Below are 14,562 nucleotides of genomic sequence, written 5' to 3'. Positions count from 1 at the left end.
CCGTTTCACGTGAAACATGCCGTCCCGATGACGGCAGCGCGGTCGGGGAAGCCCATCCTTGGAGCCTCGGCCATGGGAAAGGGGCCGCACCCCATGAAGGGTGCGGCCCCTTTCACCGGCTCAAACGAGCGCGGCGATCACGCGGCAATCAGCCCGCGACGACCTCGACGTTGACCTTGGCGGCAACCTCGGGGTGCAGACGCACGGACGTCTCGTGGGCGCCCAGGGTCTTGATCGGAGCGGACAGCTCGATGCGGCGCTTGTCGACCTCGGGGCCGCCGGAAGCCTTGATCGCGGACGCGATGTCGGCCGGGGTGACGGAACCGAAGAGACGGCCGGCGTCGCCGGAGCGGACGGCCAGACGGACCTTCACGCCCTCGAGCTGGGCCTTGACCTGGTTGGCCTGCTCGATGGTCTGGATCTCGTGGATCTTGCGAGCACGGCGGATCTGCTCGACGTCCTTCTCGCCACCCTTGGTCCAGCGGATAGCGAACTTCCGCGGGATCAGGTAGTTGCGAGCGTAACCGTCCTTGACGTCGACGACGTCGCCCGCGGCACCGAGGCCGGAGACCTCGTGGGTGAGGATGATCTTCATGAGTCGGTCACCCTTCCCTTATCGCGCGGTGGACGTGTAGGGCAGCAGCGCCATCTCACGGCTGTTCTTGACGGCCGTGGCGACGTCACGCTGGTGCTGCGTGCAGTTGCCGGTCACGCGGCGGGCACGGATCTTGCCGCGGTCGGAAATGAACTTCCGCAGCATGTTCGTGTCCTTGTAGTCCACGTACGTGACCTTGTCCTTGCAGAAAGCGCAGACCTTCTTCTTCGGCTTGCGCACAGGCGGCTTCGCCATGGTGATTCTCCTGTGTGATCAAGAAGTTGGGATACGACCCGCCCTCGACCCGGACCGGCCCGGAAGGCCTGGCCCGAAGGCTTAGAAGGGGGGCTCGTCCGAGTAGCCGCCACCGCCGCCGGAGCCTCCGCCCCAGCCGCCGCCACCCTGGTTGCCGCCGGCGGGAGCACCGGTCGCCCACGGGTCGTCGGCCGGAGCGCCGCCGCCCTGCTGGCCGCCGCCGGGGCTTCCGCCCCAGCCGCCGCCACCCTGGCCGCCACCACCGCCGTAACCACCCTGGCCACCGCGAGCGCCACCGGCGGTCTTGGTGACCTTGGCCGTGGCGTTGCGCAGGCTGGGGCCGACTTCCTCGACGTCCAGCTCGTAGACCGTGCGCTTGACGCCCTCACGGTCCTCGTAGGACCGCTGCTTCAGCCGGCCCTGCACGATGACGCGCATGCCTCGCTGAAGCGACTCGGCGACGTTCTCCGCCGCCTGACGCCAGACCGAGCAGGTCAGGAAGAGGCTCTCGCCGTCCTTCCACTCGTTCGTCTGGCGGTCGAAGGTGCGGGGAGTGGACGCGACGCGGAACTTCGCGACCGCCGCACCGGACGGGGTGAAGCGCAGCTCGGGGTCGTCGACAAGATTGCCGATGACCGTGATGACGGTCTCGCCTGCCATGGGGGAACCTCTCGGCGGGTTTGCTGCTCTGGCTGCTTGTTGCTGCTACTCGAATCCCGAGATCAGCTGAGCGGGAGAGCTCAGTGGGTCTCGGGGCGGAGGACCTTGGTCCGGAGGACCGACTCGTTCAGGTTCATCTGGCGGTCGAGCTCCTTGACGACCGCAGGCTCGGCCTGCAGGTCGATGACCGAGTAGATGCCCTCGGGCTTCTTCTTGATCTCGTAGGCGAGACGACGACGGCCCCAGGTGTCGACCTTCTCAACCTTGCCGCCGCCGTCACGGACGACGGACAGGAAGTTCTCGATCAGCGGGGAGACAGCGCGCTCCTCGAGATCGGGGTCGAGGATGACCATCACCTCGTAGTGACGCATGTGGAACCCACCTCCTTTGGACTCAGCGGCCACGGTCGTTCCGTGGCAGGAGGGTTGTGATGCGTACGCAACGGTATCGGCCGCCACTGACAATCGGGGTTCCTTCAGGGAAGCCGGCAGTGTGACCTGGGCAGGTCTGGGCAGACACCAGTGCAGACGGTACAGACTACCCGCACACACGCTTCCGGTTGAAATCCGGCCGTCGACCCCGACAATCTGTACACATCGGGTGTGTACGGCGCTACGATGCGCCGCCTTCCGCAGGAGGTGCCCATGGCACAGGCATTGCGACCCAACACCGCCGGTTCCCTCTTCGCCACGGACGGCAAGCCCCATCCGCTTCAGGACACCCTGATGGCGGTGACGCTCGTCCTGGGCCTGCTGTCCTTCATCACGTCCTTCTTCCACAGCCTTCACCTGCTGACCTCGTGGACAGGCCTGGTGGCGCTGTGCACGGGCGTGTACGGACAGTGGACCTCGGTGACCACGCGGCAGCGGTTCGGTCTGATCCTGGGTCTCGGCGCCGCCGGAGTCGGTTTCCTCATCGGCATGGCGCACGGCGGCCTGTTCGGCGGTGTCATCAGCTGACCTCACCGGACTCAAAGCCCCGTACGCCCAGTCGGGGCGCTCGCCAGGCGCAGTAGGCTTCGGCGCGAGAGCCGGAGCCCCTGTACCCATGGGGACACACCAGCCCGAGGAGCGCCCCGAATGAGCCTGACCCTGAGGACCATCAGTCGCGAGCAGCATCTGGCCTTCATCCAGAGCCTGCCGGCGGCGAGCCACATGCAGGTCCCGGCCTGGGCAGATGTGAAGGCGGAGTGGCGCTCGGAGAACCTCGGCTGGTTCGACAGGAGCGGCCAGCTGGTCGGCGTGGGCCTGGTCCTCTACCGCCAGCTGCCCAAGATCAAGCGCTACCTCGCCTATCTGCCCGAGGGCCCCGTCATCAACTGGTTCGCGCCGAACCTGGACGACTGGATCCAGCCGATGCTCGCGCATCTGAAGCAGCAGGGCGCCTTCTCCGTGAAGATGGGCCCGCCGGTGATCATCCGCCGCTGGAACGCGGAAACGATCAAGAAGGGCATCCAGGACCCGGACGTCAAGCGCCTGCGCGACCTGGAGGCCGACCACATCGAGCCGCGCGCCTTCGAGGTGGCCGACAAGCTGCGCCGCATGGGCTGGCAGCAGGGCGAGGACGGCGGCGCCGGCTTCGGCGACGTGCAGCCCCGCTACGTCTACCAGGTGCCGCTGGCGAACCGCTCCCTGGAAGAGGTCCACAAGAACTTCAACCAGCTGTGGCGCCGCAACATCAAGAAGGCCGAGAAGGCCGGCGTCGAGGTCGTCCAGGGCGGCTACCAGGACCTGCCCGAGTGGCAGCGGCTGTACGAGATCACGGCCGTCCGCGACCACTTCCGGCCCCGCCCGCTGTCGTACTTCCAGCGCATGTGGACGGCCCTCAACACCGAGGACCCCAACCGCATGCGGCTGTACTTCGCCCGCCACAACGGGGTGAACCTTTCAGCGGCGACGATGCTGATCGTCGGCGGGCACGTCTGGTACTCCTACGGCGCCTCCGACAACATCGGCCGCGAGGTCCGGCCGTCCAACGCCATGCAGTGGCGGATGCTGCGCGACGCCTACGCGCTCGGCGCCACCGTCTACGACCTGCGTGGCATCTCCGACTCGCTGGACGAGACCGACCACCTCTTCGGTCTCATCCAGTTCAAGGTCGGCACGGGCGGCCAGGCCGCCGAGTACCTCGGCGAATGGGACTTCCCGCTGAACAAGCTGCTCCACAAGGCGCTCGACATCTACATGTCGCGCCGCTGAGCCGCGCGGGCGTTTGATTCCATAGCCTTCGCAGCTCTCACACCTCTGATCCACCGCAGCCACGAGAAAGGTTCCGGGTCCGGCCATGGCGCTCACGCTCTACGTCGACACCGCGCGCTGGCGGGCGCACCACAAGCACGTGCAGGAGCAGTTCCCGGGACTCGTCCCGGTCTGCAAGGGCAACGGCTACGGCTTCGGGCACGAACGGCTGTCGGAGGAGGCCACACGGCTCGGTGCCGACCTGCTCGCCGTCGGCACGACCTACGAGGCCGCGCGCATCAAGGACTTCTTCAGCGGTGACCTGCTGGTGCTGACGCCGTACCGGCGCGGCGAGGAGCCCGTGCCGCTGCCCGACCGGGTCGTCCGCTCGGTGTCGTCGATCGACGGCGTGTACGGCCTCGTGGGCGCCCGTGTCGTCATCGAGGTGATGTCCTCGATGAAGCGGCACGGCATCAGCGAGCACGACCTGCCGCAGCTGCACCAGGCCATAGAGAACGTCCGGCTGGAGGGCTTCGCCATCCATCTGCCGCTGGACCGCACCGACGGCTCGGACGCCGTCGAGGAGGTCATCGGCTGGATGGACCGGCTACGCGCGGCACGGCTGCCGCTGCACACGATGTTCGTCAGCCACCTCAAGGCGGACGATCTGGCCCGGCTCCAGCAGCAGTTCCCGCAGACCCGGTTCCGCGCCCGCATCGGTACGCGGCTGTGGCTGGGGGACCACGACGCCACCGAGTACCGCGGCGCCGTCCTGGACGTCACGCGCGTGGCGAAGGGCGACCGGTTCGGCTACCGGCAGCAGAAGGCGGCCTCGGACGGCTTCCTGGTGGTCGTGGCGGGCGGAACGTCCCACGGGGTGGGCCTGGAGGCCCCGAAGGCCCTGCACGGCGTCATGCCGCGCGCCAAGGGCGTCGCCCGGGCCGGCCTCGCCACGGTCAACCGGAACCTCTCCCCGTTCGTCTGGGGCGGCAAGCAGCGCTGGTTCGCCGAGCCGCCGCACATGCAGGTGTCGATCCTGTTCGTGCCCTCGGACGCCCCCGAGCCGAAGGTCGGCGACGAGCTGGTGGCCCATCTGCGGCACACCACGACCCAGTTCGACCGTCTCGTGGACCGCTGAGCCCGTCCAGAACGCCGAGAAGGCCGTATCCGGTGCTCCCGGATACGGCCTTCTGTGTGCACCGCCTCCGGCGGGGCGGCGGACTCGCCGTGCCGCGTGCCGATGAGGCGTGACGCGTGTTCGCTCAGAGCGAACGATCGTCGTGGGACAGCGTCTCCGGCCGGCCCCAGTCCACCGGAGGCCTGTCGAACGGGGCGGCGTGGCGCGGCGGATGGGCTCCAGCGCCGAGCGCGAACGCGTCCTCCGCGCCGTCGAGCACCCCGCCCGACGGATCGTCGTCACCGGACCGGCGCACCACGTCCCGCTCGGGCATGAGGATGTCCCGTACGACGACGGCGCACAGGTACAGCGTGCCCAGCAGGTGCAGGACGATCGCCCAGTGGTAGCCCTGCGTCGGCAGGCCCTTGTGGGCGTCTCCGCTGGTCGTGTAGGCGAGGTACATCCAGATGCCCAGGAAGTACGCCACCTCGCACGCCTGCCAGATCAGGAAGTCCCGCCACTTGGGCCGGGCGAGGACCACCAGCGGCACCAGCCACAGGACGTACTGCGGGGAGTAGACCTTGTTGGTGAGGACGAAGGCGGCCACCATCAGGAAGGCCAGCTGGGCGAAGCGCGGCCGGCGCGGGGCGGTGAACGTCAGCGTGGCGATGCCGAGGAAGCAGAGCACCACGAGCACCGTGGCGGCGGTGTTGACGAACTCGGTGGTGGGCGGGTTGCTGGAGTTCTGCGCCCAGATCAGCCAGAAGGAGCCGAAGTCGACGCCGCGCTCCTTGCTGAAGGTGTAGAACTTCGCCCAGCCCTCACGGATGTGGAAGCCCGTCGCGTCGTGCGTGATCATCACGGGCAGGTTCACCACCAGCCAGGCGACCACCGCCCCGCATGCGGCCTGGAAGAACGCGCGCCACTTGCCCGCCCGCCAGCACAGCACCAGCAGCGGCCCCAGCAGCAGGACGGGATACAGCTTGGCGGCCGTGGCGAGCCCCAGGAGGACGCCGAAGGCGAGGGCGCGGCCCCGGGACCACATCAGCATCGCGGCGGCCGTCAGCGCCACGGCCAGCAGGTCCCAGTTGATGGTCGCGGTCAGCGCGAGGGCGGGCGCCAGGGCGACCAGCAGGCCGTCCCAGGGACGCCGGTGGTGGGTACGGGCCACGCACACGGCGATGACGGCGGCGCACACCATCAGCATCCCGGCGTTCACGAACCAGTACCACTGCTCCTGGTGCTGGATGCTGCCGCTGTGCGGGGTCAGCCAGGAGGCCACCTCCATGAACACGCCGGTGAGCACCGGGTATTCGAGGTAGTCCATGTCGCCGGGAAGCTTGTCGAAGTACGGCACGAGATGGTCGGCGAACCCACGGCCCTGGTAGAGGTGCGGGATGTCCGAGTAGCAGGCGTGCGTGTACTGACTGCTCGCTCCGAAGAACCAGCCGCTGTGGTAGCAGGGCGCCTTCTGGACCAGGCCGAGGGCGAACATGCCGATCGCCACGAGCGCCACGACCCGGACGGGGGTCCACCAGGAGGTCCCCAGCAGGGCGTGCCGCCCCAGGGGACCGCCGATCAGCTCACTGCCGGCGGCGGCGACCTCGTCCTCCCTGGTCGGCTGCACCGGCTCTGCCGTGGCGGACCGCACGGACTCGGGCTCGTGCATGCTCGCGGGCGTCATCTCTGCACTGGGCATGGGGCACATCCTGCCGTACCTGGCTAGGAAAACACCGAGGGCCGCCGCACCTTGTGGGTGCGGCGGCCCATGTTTCACGTGAAACACCCTCGGTGGGCGATATGGTCGCCAACCGGTCAGATCCCCGGACTAACCGGTCTGGCCCCCGAAGAAGCCTCCGTTGCCGTTTCCTCGGGTGTTACCGGTGCCGGTCGTGTCCGTGACCGTGGGCGTCGGTGACTCGCCTCCGCCCCCGTCGACACCACCCGTGTCCACTCCTCCGCTGCCATTGCCATTGCCCCCGCCATTGCCGTTGCAGTTCGGGTCCCAGCCGAGCTGGCAGGACTCGCTCACCGACGGAGACGGTGAGGTGGTCGTCTTGCTCGGCGTCGGGCTCGGCGTGTCGCTGGGCGTCGGGCTCGGCGTGATGGTGACGCTCGGGGTCGGGGAGGGAGCACCCGCCTCGTCCTGGACCTTGCCGATCTCGGTGGCGTCCGGGAAGCCGGGGTCGTTCTTGCCCTTGAGCGCGGCCTTCATGTACTCGGTCCACACCTGCGTCGGGATGTCACCACCGTGGATGGAGTCCACACCCGCCGTTCCGTTCATGGACAGCAGCTCGTGGTCCTTGGGGTTCTCGCGGAACATCGCGACCGAGGTCGACAGCTGCCGGGTGTAGCCGACGAACCAGGCCGACTTGTTGCTGTCGGTGGTACCGGTCTTGCCGGCCGCGGTACGACCCAGGGCCTTGGCGTTCTGGCCCGTACCGTTCTGGATCACGTTCTCCAGCGTGTCCGTGACGTTGTTGGCCACGTTCTCCGGCATCGCCTGCGTCCGCCTGGGCTTGGTGAAGCCCGGCTGCTCCTGGCCGTCCTTCGTGACGCTCGTCACCGAGTACGGATCCGTGTGCTGGCCGGACGCGGCGAACGTCGCGTAGGCGTCAGCCATACGGATCGCGCTCGGCGTCGAGGTGCCGATGGCGAAGGACGGGTTGAGCGTGGCGAAGCTTGCGTCGAGGATGCCGGAGGCCTTCGCGACATCACGGACCTTCGACATCCCCACGTCCATGCCGAGCTGTACGAACGGGGTGTTGATGGACTGCTCCATGGCCTTGCGCAGCGTGATGTAGCCCCAGGGCTTGGGGCCCTCGTTGCGCTGGTAGAAGACCGAGCCGTCCTTCTTCAGGACGTAGCTCCCGTCCTGGTTCCTCACCTTGAGCTTGTCGTTGCCGTTGTACTTGCTCAGCGGCGAGATGCCCTCACCCTCGGACTTGTAGGTGCCGTACTGCATCGCCGCGGCCAGGACGAACGGCTTCCATGTCGAACCGACGGGGACACCCGAAGTGTCCGCGTTGTTGGTGAAGTGCGCGTTCTCGTAGCCGTCACCGCCGTACAGTGCGACGATCGCCCCGTCATTGGGCTTCACCGAGGCCGCACCGAACTGGACATACTTGTCCAGATCGCGATGCTTCGGGTCGAGGCGCTCCTTCTGGACCTTCTTCACGGCCGCACTCAGGGCATTGACGCTCTTCTTGTCGAACGTCGTGTAGATCTGGTAGCCGCCCTGGTCGAACTGCGCCTCGGTGATCTCCGAGTGGTTCAGGACGTACTTCTTGGCCGTGTCGACGAGGTAGCTGATCTGGCCGGTCATGCCCTTGGTCGCCTTGCGGCCGTCGGGCATCGGGTACTTCTTGATGGCTTTCTGATAGTCAGCGTCGCTGAGGTGCTTGTCCTTGTGCATCTCGTTGAGAATCCAGGACCAGCGCTCCGTGGAGCGCCTCTTGTTCTCCGACGGAGTCGCCGACTTGTCGAGGTCCGGGTTGCCTGCCGGGTCGTAGTACGTCGGGCCCTTGAGCAGTGCCGCGAGGACCGCGCACTCACTCGGCGTGAGCTCCTCGGAGTTCTTGCCGTAGTACGTCTGCGCCGCCGCCTGGATGCCGTAAGCCCCTCGACCGTAGTACGAGGTGTTCAGGTACCCCTGCAGGATCTGGTCCTTGTCGAACTTCGCGCCCACCTTTATGGAGATGAACATCTCCTTGAACTTGCGGGTGAACGTCTGGTCCTGGCTCAGGTAGGTGTTCTTGACGAACTGCTGGGTGATCGTCGAACCACCCTGTGTCTGACCGCCCCGCGCCATGTTGGCCAGGGCCCGGGCGATGCCCATGGGGTCGACACCCGAGTCCTGGTAGAAGCTCTTGTTCTCGGCAGAGATCACCGCGTACCGCATGGCCTTGGGGATCTTGTCGATGGTTACGTTCTGTCGGTTGACGCCCGTGCCCGTAGCCACCATCTGGGTGCCGTCGGCCCAGTAGTAGACGTTGTTCTGCGACTTGGCGGCGAGGTTCTCGCTCGGCACCTCCACCATGGCGAAGCCGACGCCGACCATCACCACCAGGCCGCCGACGAAGCCGATGAACAGCCCGCTGACCAGCTTCCAGGACGGCACCCAGCGGCGCCAGCCGTACTTGTCGGCCCTGGGGTAGTCGATGAACCGCTTCTTGCCGGGTGCCGTGGTCGCGCGGCCCTTGCCGCGTCCGGGACCGGTCGGACCGCCTGGGCCGCCGCGACGGCCGCCGGCGTTGTCGGCCGCTCGGCGTCGGCCACCTCTCTGGGCAGCACGGCGGGCCTCGGCACGGCCGCCGTAGGAACGCTCCTCACCACCCGGGCCAGTGGACTCCGACCCCGGGAAACGGGACCCATAGGGGTCGGCAGGGGACCCGGTGGCGCCTCGCGGTGCCGCACGGCGGCCGGAGGACGAGCCGGACTGGCCGCGTCGGGCCGCGGCACGTCCGCCTCCCTGCGGCTGCGGCGGTTTGCGACGGTGCTCGCTCATCGAACGATTACTCCTCGGGCAGGCGCACCCGTGCGCGCCTGGAACGGCGGCTGGTTTCCGGTCCCCCCGAAGTACGGATGTGGTCGGTCCTGCATTCACCCGTACTGCACCGGGGACGACGACGCTCCCCAGGCATCACGCGGTTCCCGGTGGTGTGCATGCCGCACAGACTACGCACCACCAAAACGCACCGGGCCCCGAAGTTCACCCCAAAACAGGCAAGTTGCCTCGTACGAATCGGTGATGTGATCCCGTTCACCACCGTCCCTCTTGTCGCGTGCGGTAGGCCGTTCTATCGTCGTGATGTATCGAGCCGATACATCAGTGCGAGATAAAGACGCTGCCAGGCAGTGCGAGACCTGCGGGACGGACCTGCGGGACCGAGAGGAGGCGACGATGAGCCGGCGCTCCGGCATCCTTGAGTTCGCCGTGCTCGGCCTGCTCCGGGAGTCCCCGATGCACGGCTACGAGCTGCGCAAACGCCTCAACACGTCACTGGGTGTGTTCCGCGCGTTCAGCTACGGGACGCTGTACCCCTGCCTCAAGACGCTGGTCGCCAACGGCTGGCTGATCGAGGAACCCGGAAACACCCACGACGACGCCCTCGCCGCTCCCCTCGCCGGACGCCGCGCCAAGATCGTTTACCGGCTGACCGCGGAAGGCAAGGAGCACTTCGAGGAGCTGCTCTCGCAGACCGGCCCCGACGCGTACGAGGACGAGCACTTCGCCGCACGGTTCGCCTTCTTCGGGCAGACCTCGCGCGATGTGCGCATGCGCGTCCTGGAGGGCCGGCGCAGCCGCCTGGAGGAGCGCCTGGAGAAGATGCGCGCCTCCCTGGCGCGCACCCGGGAGCGCCTCGACGACTACACACTTGAGCTCCAGCGCCACGGGATGGAGTCCGTGGAGCGCGAAGTGCGCTGGCTGAACGAGCTCATCGAGAGCGAGCGGGCCGGACGGGACCTGAGGGGTTCCGCGTCCGGGGGGTCCGCTCAGCAGGACACCACCACTGGATCGACGGGCGGCCTGCCCCGTCCCGGGGACACCCCCCGGACGGATACGCCCGACGACACCGCCACGTGAGTCCCAGTCAGGGCCTCACTCGTACACACAGGGAGCAACCGGAATGGGTTCGGTTCGCGTAGCCATCGTCGGCGTGGGCAACTGCGCCGCGTCGCTGGTGCAGGGAGTCGAGTACTACAAGGACGCCGACCCGGCGTCCAAGGTCCCCGGCCTGATGCACGTGCAGTTCGGTGACTACCACGTCCGCGACATCGAGTTCGTCGCCGCGTTCGACGTCGACGCCAAGAAGGTCGGTCTTGACCTCGCGGACGCCATCGGCGCCTCCGAGAACAACACCATCAAGATCTGTGACGTGCCCACCACCGGTGTCACCGTCCAGCGCGGCCACACCCTCGACGGCCTCGGCAAGTACTACCGCGCCACCATCGAGGAGTCGGACGCCGAGCCGGTCGACGTCGTCCAGATCCTGAAGGACAAGCAGGTCGACGTCCTGGTCTGCTACCTGCCCGTCGGTTCCGAGGACGCGGCGAAGTTCTACGCCCAGTGCGCCATCGACGCCAAGGTCGCCTTCGTCAACGCCCTCCCGGTCTTCATCGCCGGCACCAAGGAGTGGGCGGACAAGTTCACCGAGGCCGGTGTGCCGATCGTCGGTGACGACATCAAGTCCCAGGTCGGCGCCACCATCACGCACCGCGTCATGGCCAAGCTGTTCGAGGACCGCGGTGTCATCCTCGACCGCACGATGCAGCTGAACGTCGGCGGCAACATGGACTTCAAGAACATGCTCGAGCGCGAGCGCCTGGAGTCCAAGAAGATCTCCAAGACGCAGGCCGTCACCTCTCAGATCCCCGACCGGGACCTCGGCGAGAAGAACGTCCACATCGGCCCGTCCGACTACGTGGCCTGGCTGGACGACCGCAAGTGGGCCTACGTCCGTCTGGAGGGCCGCGCCTTCGGTGACGTCCCGCTGAACCTGGAGTACAAGCTGGAGGTCTGGGACTCCCCCAACTCCGCTGGTGTCATCATCGACGCGGTGCGCGCCGCGAAGATCGCCAAGGACCGCGGCATCGGCGGCCCGATCCTGTCCGCCTCCTCGTACTTCATGAAGTCCCCGCCGGTCCAGTACTTCGACGACGAGGCCCGCGAGAACGTCGAGAAGTTCATCCGCGGCGAGGTCGAGCGCTAAGGCGTCCGGCGCCGCTCGCACGAGAACGCTCCTGCCAGGGCTGTGAAGGTCCCCGGGTTCCGCGACCCGGGGACCTTCCGCATGTGTGAGGGTGTGATCCATGCCCGTCGTCCGTGACCTGCGCGTCCTGCTGCGCCTGGGGAACTTCCGGCGCCTGCTGTACGTGCGCCTCCTGTCCCAGGGCGCCGACGGCGTCTACCAGGTCGCGCTCGCCGCGTACGTCGTCTTCTCCCCGGAGAAGCAGACCTCGGCCGCCGCGATCGCCTCGGCGATGGCGGTCCTGCTGCTCCCCTACTCGCTGGTCGGGCCCTTCGCCGGTGTCCTGCTGGACCGCTGGCGCCGCCGGCAGGTCTTCGTGTACGGCAATCTGCTGCGCGCCCTGCTGGCCGTGGCCACCGCCGCGCTGATGCTCGACCACGCTCCCGACTGGCTCTTCTACGTGTCCGCGCTGTGCGTCACGGCCGTCAACCGCTTCGTCCTCTCCGGGCTGTCCGCCGCCCTGCCGCGGGTCGTCGACACCGAGCGCCTGGTGCTGGCCAACTCACTCTCTCCGACCGCCGGCACCCTCGCCGCGACCGCCGGCGGAGCCCTGGCCTTCGGCGTGCGGATCGTGGCATCGGACTCCGACGCGGCGGTGGTGCTGCTCGGCGCCTTCCTGTACCTGTGCGCGAGCCTCACGTCTCTTCGCCTGGCACCCGGCCTGCTAGGTCCCGACCGTCACCCGGCCCGACCCCGCCTCGGCACGGCGCTGGCCACGACGGCGCGCGAGCTGCTGGCGGCCATGCGGCACCTGGCCGCGCCGGGACGCAGGGAAGCGGCCTGGGCTCTGGGCGCGATGACGCTGATGCGCTTCTGCTACGGCGCCCTCCTCGTCCTGCTGCTCATGCTCTGCCGCTATGCCCTGGCCGACACTCCGGAAGAAGGGCTGCGGCTGCTCGGACCGGCGCTCGCACTCTCCGGCGCGGGATTCTTCGCGGCGGCCGTGGTGACGCCCTGGGCGGCGGGGCGGCTCGGCCCCATCCGCTGGATCGTGGTGTGCTCCGGCGCGGCCATGGTGCTGGAACCCGCGCTGGGCCTGCCCTTCGCCACCGGACCGCTCATGGTCGCGGCCTTCGTTCTGGGCCTGATCACCCAGGGCGCCAAAATCGCCACGGACACGATCGTCCAGTCCTGCATCGAGGACGGCTTCCGCGGCCGGGTCTTCTCCGTGTACGACGTGCTCTTCAACGTCGCCTTCGTCGGTGCGGCGGGAGTGGCAGCCCTGATGCTTCCACCGGACGGCCGCTCGGCAGTGCTGGTGGTTCTCGTCGCCGTCATCTATGGCGTGATCACCGCCGGGCTGGCCCGCTTCGCACGCCGGTAGACAGAGCGAGGGGCGATGTTTCACGTGAAACATCGCCCCTCGGTGTCTCCGTCGCAGACGGGTGTTTCACGTGAAACATCGCCCAGATCGGCTCAGCTCTGCTCGGTCCACCACTCCTTGAGCGCCGCCACCGCAGCGTCGTGCTCCATCGGACCGTTCTCCAGACGCAGCTCCAGCATGTGCTTGTACGCCTTGCCGACAGCCGGGCCGGGACCGATCCCCAGGATCTCCATGATCTGGTTGCCGTCGAGGTCGGGGCGGATCGCGTCCAGTTCCTCCTGCTCCTGAAGCTGGGCGATGCGCTCCTCCAGGCCGTCGTAGGCCCGGGACAGTGCCACCGCCTTGCGCTTGTTGCGCGTGGTGCAGTCGGAACGGGTCAGCTTGTGCAGGCGGTCCAGCAGCGGGCCCGCGTCACGGACGTACCGGCGGACCGCCGAGTCCGTCCACTCGCCGGTTCCGTAGCCGTGGAAGCGCAGGTGAAGTTCGACCAGCCGTGAGACGTCCTTCACCAGCTCGTTGGAGTACTTCAAGGCGGTCATGCGCTTCTTGGTCATCTTGGCGCCGACCACTTCGTGGTGGTGGAAGGAGACCCGGCCGTCCTTCTCGAAGCGGCGGGTGCGCGGCTTGCCGATGTCGTGCAGCAGCGCGGCCAAGCGGAGGGTGAGGTCCGGGCCGTTCTCCTCCAGCGCGATCGCCTGCTCCAGGACGATCAGCGTGTGCTCGTAGACGTCCTTGTGCCGGTGGTGCTCGTCCCTCTCCAGCCGCAGTGCCGGCAGCTCGGGCAGGACGTGCCCGGCGAGCCCGGTGTCGACGAGCAGGGTCAGACCTTCGCGCGGGTGGGCGGAGAGGATGAGCTTGTTCAGTTCGTCCCGGACCCGCTCGGCCGAGACGATCTCGATCCGCCCGGCCATCTCCGTCATGGCGGTGACGACCTCGGGGGCGACCTCGAAGCCCAGCTGGGCGGCGAACCGGGCAGCCCGCATCATGCGCAGGGGATCGTCCGAGAACGACGCCTCGGGCGTGCCCGGCGTCCGCAGGACACGAGACGCGAGATCCTCCAGTCCGCCGTGCGGGTCGATGAACTCCTTCTCCGGCAGCGCCACGGCCATCGCGTTGACCGTGAAGTCGCGGCGGACGAGATCCTCCTCGATGGAGTCCCCGTACGACACCTCAGGCTTGCGCGAGGTGCGGTCGTAGGCCTCGGACCGGTAGGTCGTGATCTCGATCTGGTAGCCGTCCTTGTGTGCGCCGACCGTGCCGAAGGCGATGCCCACCTCCCAGACGGCGTCCGCCCAGGGCCGGACGATCTTCAGTACGTCCTCGGGGCGGGCGTCGGTGGTGAAGTCCAGGTCGTTGCCGAGCCGGCCGAGCAACGCGTCGCGGACCGATCCGCCGACCAGGGCGAGCGAGAAGCCCGCGTCCTGGAATCGGCGGGCGAGGTCGTCGGCGACGGGGGCCACCCGCAGCAGCTCGGCGAGCGCGCGCTGCTGCGCCTGGCTCAGGGCAGAGGGAGTGTCTTCGTTCGGGTTCGGCACAACAGAAGAGGGTACGTGCCCCGCGCGACCAGGGGCGCCCCCGATAACGCGGTGCGGACAGCTCCCGGCATACCCGTGCAAGCACTGCTCTTGCGGCGTACGGCCGCTCTCCCCTCGATACTGGATATAGGGGACGGGTCACGGTTG

The 14,562-nt window shown here is 68.0% G+C and carries 13 protein-coding genes; 6 read left to right on the top strand and 7 right to left on the bottom strand.

Translation table 11 applies throughout. The features are described 5' to 3' along the window. Positions 1–148 precede the first annotated feature (148 nt). From rplI to rpsF, 4 genes are all read right to left on the bottom strand, one after another. Positions 149–595, bottom strand: coding sequence for a 50S ribosomal protein L9 (gene rplI / locus AB0L21_RS08800; protein ID WP_365257341.1), 447 nt, complete (start codon positions 593–595; stop codon positions 149–151). 18 nt (positions 596–613) lie between these two features. Further along, the gene (gene rpsR / locus AB0L21_RS08795; RefSeq protein WP_003949403.1) at positions 614–850 is read right to left on the bottom strand and encodes a 30S ribosomal protein S18; all 237 of its coding nucleotides are present in this window, start codon (positions 848–850) and stop codon (positions 614–616) included. 81 nt (positions 851–931) lie between these two features. After that, positions 932–1,510 carry a single-stranded DNA-binding protein gene (locus AB0L21_RS08790; protein WP_208033179.1) on the bottom strand — a complete coding sequence of 193 codons (579 nt, stop codon included), beginning with the start codon at positions 1,508–1,510 and terminating at the stop codon, positions 932–934. Between the two features lie 80 nt (positions 1,511–1,590). Next, complete coding sequence (rpsF, locus tag AB0L21_RS08785; RefSeq protein ID WP_014673750.1) at positions 1,591–1,881, bottom strand: 30S ribosomal protein S6; 291 nt, start codon at positions 1,879–1,881, stop codon at positions 1,591–1,593. Between the two features lie 273 nt (positions 1,882–2,154). On the opposite strand from rpsF, the gene AB0L21_RS08780 reads away from it, so the two are divergent. The 3 genes from AB0L21_RS08780 (at position 2,155) to AB0L21_RS08770 (ending at position 4,825) form a co-directional block, all read left to right on the top strand. Then, a complete protein-coding gene (locus AB0L21_RS08780) occupies positions 2,155–2,469 on the top strand; it encodes a hypothetical protein (RefSeq protein ID WP_365700213.1) in 315 nt (104 codons plus the stop codon). A gap of 120 nt (positions 2,470–2,589) precedes the next feature. Continuing rightward, entirely contained in the window at positions 2,590–3,708 is a 1,119-nt protein-coding gene (femX, locus tag AB0L21_RS08775) for a peptidoglycan bridge formation glycyltransferase FemX (RefSeq protein ID WP_365700211.1), read from the top strand. An 85-nt stretch (positions 3,709–3,793) separates the two neighbouring features. Next, positions 3,794–4,825 (top strand): alanine racemase, encoded by a 1,032-nt coding sequence (locus AB0L21_RS08770; RefSeq protein ID WP_030640115.1) that lies wholly within the window; start codon positions 3,794–3,796, stop codon positions 4,823–4,825. Positions 4,826–4,949: 124 nt separating this feature from the next. On the opposite strand, the gene AB0L21_RS08765 is transcribed toward AB0L21_RS08770, so the two are convergent. Both AB0L21_RS08765 and AB0L21_RS08760 read right to left on the bottom strand, forming a co-directional pair. Continuing rightward, a complete protein-coding gene (locus AB0L21_RS08765; RefSeq protein WP_365782971.1) occupies positions 4,950–6,503 on the bottom strand; it encodes a glycosyltransferase 87 family protein in 1,554 nt (517 codons plus the stop codon). A 129-nt stretch (positions 6,504–6,632) separates the two neighbouring features. Next, positions 6,633–9,311 (bottom strand): transglycosylase domain-containing protein, encoded by a 2,679-nt coding sequence (locus AB0L21_RS08760; RefSeq protein ID WP_365700207.1) that lies wholly within the window; start codon positions 9,309–9,311, stop codon positions 6,633–6,635. A 396-nt stretch (positions 9,312–9,707) separates the two neighbouring features. Here AB0L21_RS08760 and AB0L21_RS08755 point away from each other — a divergent pair, with 396 nt between their 5' ends. From AB0L21_RS08755 to AB0L21_RS08745, 3 genes are all read left to right on the top strand, one after another. Continuing rightward, a complete protein-coding gene (locus tag AB0L21_RS08755) occupies positions 9,708–10,391 on the top strand; it encodes a helix-turn-helix transcriptional regulator (RefSeq protein WP_365700205.1) in 684 nt (227 codons plus the stop codon). Between the two features lie 43 nt (positions 10,392–10,434). Further along, the gene (locus AB0L21_RS08750) at positions 10,435–11,517 is read left to right on the top strand and encodes an inositol-3-phosphate synthase (protein ID WP_365700203.1); all 1,083 of its coding nucleotides are present in this window, start codon (positions 10,435–10,437) and stop codon (positions 11,515–11,517) included. A 100-nt stretch (positions 11,518–11,617) separates the two neighbouring features. Next, positions 11,618–12,880 carry an MFS transporter gene (locus tag AB0L21_RS08745; RefSeq protein WP_365782969.1) on the top strand — a complete coding sequence of 421 codons (1,263 nt, stop codon included), beginning with the start codon at positions 11,618–11,620 and terminating at the stop codon, positions 12,878–12,880. 92 nt (positions 12,881–12,972) lie between these two features. Here AB0L21_RS08745 and AB0L21_RS08740 read toward each other — a convergent pair whose 3' ends face one another. Beyond that, on the bottom strand, positions 12,973–14,415 hold the full coding sequence (locus AB0L21_RS08740; protein WP_365700199.1) for a CCA tRNA nucleotidyltransferase: 1,443 nt from the start codon (positions 14,413–14,415) through the stop codon (positions 12,973–12,975). Positions 14,416–14,562 lie beyond the last annotated feature (147 nt).

It is taken from the genome of Streptomyces sp. NPDC052721 (genome assembly GCF_040678315.1).
Taxonomy (GTDB): domain Bacteria; phylum Actinomycetota; class Actinomycetes; order Streptomycetales; family Streptomycetaceae; genus Streptomyces.
This window is presented reverse-complemented; position numbering and strand designations above follow the sequence as displayed.

Excerpts from the sequence above, each read along its gene's own strand:
- AB0L21_RS08755 (WP_365700205.1), top strand. The coding sequence starts at position 9,708 with ATGAGCCGGCGCTCCGGCATCCTTGAGTTCGCCGTGCTCGGCCTGCTC.
- AB0L21_RS08765 (WP_365782971.1), bottom strand. The coding sequence starts at position 6,503 with ATGCCCAGTGCAGAGATGACGCCCGCGAGCATGCACGAGCCCGAGTCC.
- AB0L21_RS08760 (WP_365700207.1), bottom strand. The coding sequence starts at position 9,311 with ATGAGCGAGCACCGTCGCAAACCGCCGCAGCCGCAGGGAGGCGGACGT.
- rplI (WP_365257341.1), bottom strand. The coding sequence starts at position 595 with ATGAAGATCATCCTCACCCACGAGGTCTCCGGCCTCGGTGCCGCGGGC.
- rpsR (WP_003949403.1), bottom strand. The coding sequence starts at position 850 with ATGGCGAAGCCGCCTGTGCGCAAGCCGAAGAAGAAGGTCTGCGCTTTC.
- AB0L21_RS08745 (WP_365782969.1), top strand. The coding sequence starts at position 11,618 with ATGCCCGTCGTCCGTGACCTGCGCGTCCTGCTGCGCCTGGGGAACTTC.
- AB0L21_RS08790 (WP_208033179.1), bottom strand. The coding sequence starts at position 1,510 with ATGGCAGGCGAGACCGTCATCACGGTCATCGGCAATCTTGTCGACGAC.
- femX (WP_365700211.1), top strand. The coding sequence starts at position 2,590 with ATGAGCCTGACCCTGAGGACCATCAGTCGCGAGCAGCATCTGGCCTTC.
- AB0L21_RS08780 (WP_365700213.1), top strand. The coding sequence starts at position 2,155 with ATGGCACAGGCATTGCGACCCAACACCGCCGGTTCCCTCTTCGCCACG.
- AB0L21_RS08770 (WP_030640115.1), top strand. The coding sequence starts at position 3,794 with ATGGCGCTCACGCTCTACGTCGACACCGCGCGCTGGCGGGCGCACCAC.
- AB0L21_RS08750 (WP_365700203.1), top strand. The coding sequence starts at position 10,435 with ATGGGTTCGGTTCGCGTAGCCATCGTCGGCGTGGGCAACTGCGCCGCG.
- rpsF (WP_014673750.1), bottom strand. The coding sequence starts at position 1,881 with ATGCGTCACTACGAGGTGATGGTCATCCTCGACCCCGATCTCGAGGAG.